Genomic DNA, 2,229 nt, shown 5'->3' with positions numbered 1-2,229 from the left:
GTGGCGAAAAAAACGCTCAATCGGAACGCAAAGAGTTTCGACCCAAGCCCGAGTTTCGTGAGCGGAAATTCGATACACAACGCCGCACCGGAGGACCGTCCTCCTTTGAAGATCGGTTGAGCCGATTCTTAAAGGAAAGTGATGAACGGCTGATGGATTTAAAACGGAATACCGATTCCAAACGGGGCGGACGCGGTGCACGCCGTGCCGACTGAGACCGGTGGAATGTCGGACAACGGGAGTGTTCCTTTAAGGAATGCTCTTTTTGTTTTCTTAAGAGACAGGAGACTTATGCATTATGACTGAGACGGAGTATGCTGTTGTTGACATCGGGTCCAACTCTTTGCGGCTTATGCAGGGACTCTTATCCGACGGACAATGGCGATTTTATCCGAAACGAATGGCTACGACGCGATTGGCCAGAGGTTTGGCTGAAACGGGGCATTTATGGTCTGACGGAATTGCGAACTCTTTGGCTGTTATGGAGGAGTGGAATCATAACTTACAGGGAATTCCAGTTTGTGCCGTCGCCACGTCGGCTGTGAGGGAAGCTAAAGACGGGCAGGCTTTTTTAGCAGAAGTACGCTGGCGCTTCGGTTGGCATTGTCGTATTGTGTCGGGACAGGAAGAAGGAGCTTTGAGTTTTGTCGGGGCTACCTCCCACGTATCCGATAATACGACCGTTGCCGTATTGGACATCGGTGGCGGCAGTACGGAAACGGTCTTGGGGAAAGACTGTGAAGTTTCATGGTCTCACAGCTATCCTTTAGGGGCTGTACGCTTGACAGAGACGGGCGGGAGCACCGCTGAAGGCTTGCAGGCGATCCGACATAAATGTGATTCTGCCTGGTTAAGGCAACCTGTTAAGCCTGAAACTCTGATTGGCGTAGGCGGAACCTTGACCTCCTTGGCTGCTATGGATGCCCGCCTGGAAATATACGACCCGGCTGTTACGGACGGATATGTTCTTAGCCGTGACAAGGTGAGTGAATGGTTGCGGTGTCTGGCCGATATGAGCGATGAAGAACGAAAGTGTGTGCCCGGCCTGGCATCACAGCGGAGTACCATTATTTTGGCAGGCCTGACTATTGCCGAGTCGTATATGACTTATTATGATATAGACGAAATTACGGTAAGTGAAAGAGATTTATTGGAAGGTGTTTTCTATAAACAGGCCTTTTATGATTCATGCCGTATTTATAAACCGCAATGATGGACGATTTGATCCGTAAGGTAGAATCCTTTTGTAAAAAAGAAAACTTACTTGACCGGCAAGATACGGTTATCGTTGCCGTATCGGGAGGACCTGACTCCATAGCCCTTTTACATATATTAGCCGCTTTGCAAGACCGATGGTCTTTACACCTTGTTGCGGCTTACGTAAACCATGGATTGCGTGCGGCAGCCTTTGAAGAGGAAGTTTTTGTCGAGTCGCAAGCTCGGGCTGTGGGGGCTGAATTTTATTGTCGCCGTATCGATGCGGCGGCTATTGCCGAAAAGCAAGGGCTGTCGATTGAAACGGCGGGACGTAACGAACGCTATGCTTTCTTTTCCGAGTTGGCCGAGAAAACGGGGGCAGTGAGAATTGCCGTAGGCCATCATGAGGACGACCAGGCCGAAACGGTATTGATGCACTTGCTGCGGGGCGGCGGCGTGAGCGGAGCCGGGGCTATGAAAGCCAAAAACGGCCTGATTATTCGTCCCCTGTTGTGCGTGTCGCGTCAAGACATATTGATTGCCCTAAATGAGGTGAGTTTGCCCTGGCGTGTTGATGAAAGCAACGAGTCGAGAGAATACTTACGGAATCGTATTCGTCATGATATCATGCCTTTGTTAAAGAATATCAATCCTCAAGTAACGGCAGCTTTAAACCGTTTTGCATTTATCAGCCGACAGGAAAATATGTACATGGAAAACGAAGCTGTAAAACAGTTGAAACTTGCAGAACGTCGAAACGAGCGGGGATTTTACCTGGATATTCCTATTTTGACAGACTTGCATGAAGCCTTGCAGCGCCGCGTGGTAAGACTGGCGGTACAAGAGATGACGAAAGATATATACGCACCTGACTTTGCGGCTGTCGAACGGATATTAGGCCTGTGCCGGGCAACATCGGGTAAGCAAGTGCGATTCAAGGATCTGATCGTTTACCGGCGGGGACGGGAATTGTGCTTTACCCGGGGTATTGCAAGAAAGGCAACTTTATTTACAACCGATACAGAAGAGGTT

2 protein-coding genes and 1 pseudogene are annotated in these 2,229 nt (G+C 49.6%); all 3 read left to right on the top strand.

The features are described from left to right. Positions 1 to 215, top strand: a pseudogene (locus tag PGX78_RS07770) (RNA-binding protein S1); the annotation flags it as partial. Positions 216 to 298: 83 nt separating this feature from the next. Beyond that, the gene (locus tag PGX78_RS07765) at positions 299 to 1,213 is read left to right on the top strand and encodes a Ppx/GppA phosphatase family protein (protein WP_270446330.1); all 915 of its coding nucleotides are present in this window, start codon (positions 299 to 301) and stop codon (positions 1,211 to 1,213) included. Next, positions 1,210 to 2,229, top strand: a 1,020-nt coding sequence (tilS, locus tag PGX78_RS07760) for a tRNA lysidine(34) synthetase TilS (RefSeq protein WP_270446328.1), incomplete at its 3' end; no start/stop codon positions are given. The genes PGX78_RS07765 and tilS, both read left to right, overlap by 4 nt.

It is taken from the genome of Megasphaera sp. AF13-6AC (genome assembly GCF_027685385.1).
Classification (GTDB): domain Bacteria; phylum Bacillota; class Negativicutes; order Veillonellales; family Megasphaeraceae; genus Megasphaera; species Megasphaera micronuciformis.
Note: the sequence above shows the minus strand (reverse complement) of the source record. Positions and strands in the feature narration are given on the sequence as shown.